General features: G+C 63.7%; 4 protein-coding genes. All 4 read left to right on the top strand.

Annotation, left to right across the window (positions count from 1 at the left end):
• Positions 1 to 1,284: hypothetical protein (locus ABFE16_10810; GenBank protein ID MEN6345784.1), on the top strand; the 1,284-nt coding region annotated here is incomplete at its 5' end.
• On the top strand, positions 1,268 to 1,480 hold the full coding sequence (locus tag ABFE16_10805) for a hypothetical protein (protein ID MEN6345783.1): 213 nt from the start codon (positions 1,268 to 1,270) through the stop codon (positions 1,478 to 1,480). The genes ABFE16_10810 and ABFE16_10805, both read left to right, overlap by 17 nt.
• Positions 1,481 to 1,554: 74 nt before the next feature.
• The gene (locus ABFE16_10800) at positions 1,555 to 2,124 is read left to right on the top strand and encodes a hypothetical protein (GenBank protein MEN6345782.1); all 570 of its coding nucleotides are present in this window, start codon (positions 1,555 to 1,557) and stop codon (positions 2,122 to 2,124) included.
• Positions 2,121 to 2,553: hypothetical protein (locus tag ABFE16_10795; GenBank protein MEN6345781.1), on the top strand; the 433-nt coding region annotated here is incomplete at its 3' end. The genes ABFE16_10800 and ABFE16_10795, both read left to right, overlap by 4 nt.

Genomic DNA, 2,553 nt, shown 5'->3' with positions numbered 1-2,553 from the left:
AGCAAGACGAAGGCGGATGTGGACAAGTTTCTGATACAGGGCGTGGCGGCGGATTCCTCCGACGTGAACGCCACCAAGCTGCGCGGTCAGCACACCCCCCGGCGACGGATCGTGGCCGACGAGTGCGAACACATGGGCGATGTGCTGTTCTCGGCCATCGACAACGCCCGCGCCGACCCGGACTTCCGCACCGCCCTTCTCACCAACCCTTCGGATCGGTCCAGTGCGTACTGTCAGAATTGGGCCATGCCACGCAAGGGCTGGTCGGACGTGGACGAGAACACCGCGTTCTGGGAGACGGTGCAACCGAAGGGTGTCTGCGTCCACTTCAACGCTCTCCTCAGCCCCAACGTGAAGGCCCGCAAGGTGGTCTGCCCCGGACTCGTGGATTCCACCTACGTCGAGACCCTCCGCATCACGGAGGGCGAGCAGAGCGTGAAGTGGTATATGTACGTCCTCGGGTTCCCACCGCCCGACGGCATGGTGAACAAGGTGTGGCCCTCCGCGACCATCGAGCAAGCCACCCCCGCCGCCACTTTCGACTTCCCGCCCGAGAAGGTAGCCACTCTCGACCCGGCGTTCACCCACGACGATTGCGTGCTCATGTTCGCCGATCTCGGCCGGCTCCGTGATGGCAAGCCCTGCTGCTCCGCCACCAAGTCGGTGAAGCTCCAAATCTCGGATGCGGGAAGCCGTATCCTGAAAGAGGACCAGATCGCCCAGCAGGTGAAAGCCAAGTGCGAGGAGGCCGGGGTGAAGCCCGAGAACTTCATCATGGATACCACAGCGCAGGGGCGTGGTGTCTATTCGCTGCTCACCACCACTTGGTCGCCGAAGGTGCAGGGCATCAGCTACTCTGACGCCACCACCGACCGGCCGCTGCGCCTCAACGACGCCAAGAAGGCCAGCGAGCAGGTGCTCTACTTCTCCAGCGAGTTGTGGTTCCGTGCCTCCTATCTGGCAAAGGAGGGGATGCTCTGCGGCCTGTCCAAAGTGGACAAGAAGACCAAGGAGGATCTCGCCTCGCGCCAGTACTCGATCAAGACGCAGGGCGGCTCGGCGAAGATGATCGTCGAGAACAAGGACGAGCTGAAGAAGCGCCTCGGTCGTTCCCCCGACTATGGCGATGCCTTCTGCCAGCTTGGGGAGCTGATGGTCCGCAAGGGGATGCTCGCCGAGTTCGGCGGGGTCAGCTCTCGCCTCTCGTGGGCGCACTGCCGCAAGCTGGCGCGGAAGGCGGCTTCGCGGTTCTCAGGAGAATTTACACATGGAAACGACCGCTGATAATATCAAGATCCACGGCTTCGCGCTGCGCGTAGTCTCGAACGGGTACGCCATATCGGTAACGACGGCCCCCTGCCTCCAGGGGGAGGAGTACGTCTTCGATTCGCTCACGGCCCTGCAACGGTGGCTCAGCATGAAGCTGCCAAGGTTCTTCTCCGCCGAGGAGAAGGAGCAACTCCTCCGGGTAAAACCCTAAAGGCTATGGCCAAACTCCGACATCCTAGCGACGTTCCCCCCTGTGGCTGGCAGTACCTTGAGCCACGGACTCGCTTGACCATCAAGGCGGACAACCTCGCCGACCTCGTCTCTCAGGTGCATACCCATCGCCAGCATAACGGTTTTCCCGACTCGCTCGAACAGGCACGCTTGGACGTGCAGCGGCAAATCTGCTCGAAGCTGGGCACCCGTGAGTGCGTGCCGGAAGGGCCGGACGACTCCTGGAAGCCGGTGCATGACCTGACCCGCACCGCCTCGGTCACGGAGATCCTTGCCTTCAGCCGCGCCGCGCTCGACTGGCTCATGGGCGGGCGGGAGATCGTCCCCCTCGAAGTCAACGAGGCGCGGCGCAAGACCTGCGCGGCCTGCCCGATGAACCAGCCGGTGCAAGGGTGCCGCTGCGCCCCGCTGTACCGCATGGTGGATCGGGCCATCCCGGAGGACCGGCGCTTCGGCGATTTGCACGTCTGCGGGGTCTGCGGGTGCAGCCTCAAGGCCAAGTGCGCGGTGCCCGCCTCGGTGGTAGTCGCCTCGGACGAGGGGCGCGACCTCCCGTACCCCGTGGGGTGCTGGGTTCCTTCCGTCTTGCAAACTCCCGTCCCTGAAGTAAAAGGAGAACAGTGAAACCCAACACCAAGAAGGGCTCGAAGTCCCCCCTCCCTGAAACCCCTTCCGGTGATGGGTTCAAGATCGCCGACGATCAGCGGCGCATTCGCGACGTGGAGAGCGCCCGCTCCATCTACAACCGCTTCATCCTGGATAGCTCGCTGCGCATTCGCACCATCAACGAGGTGCGAGCCCAGTTGGAGGGCGGTCTGCCCTACGACCAGAGCAAGCTCGAAGCGCAGGGCGCGGGCTGGCAGACGAACGTGAACTTCGGCGATGCCCAGGCGTCACGGGACCGCACACTCCTCCCCTACTGGAAACTGGTGCATGACGTGCCCCACAAGATCGCGGTGGACATCGACACGGTGAATCCCAATGCGGATCGCTGGTCGGTCGCCATCGCCGAGGCGTTCGACGACTTCCTCGACGACTGGGGCGCGGACTACT

Source organism: Armatimonadia bacterium (genome assembly GCA_039679385.1).
Classification (GTDB): Bacteria; Armatimonadota; Zipacnadia; order Zipacnadales; family JABUFB01; genus JAJFTQ01.
This window is presented reverse-complemented; position numbering and strand designations above follow the sequence as displayed.

Excerpts from the sequence above, each read along its gene's own strand:
- ABFE16_10805 (MEN6345783.1), top strand. The coding sequence starts at position 1,268 with ATGGAAACGACCGCTGATAATATCAAGATCCACGGCTTCGCGCTGCGC.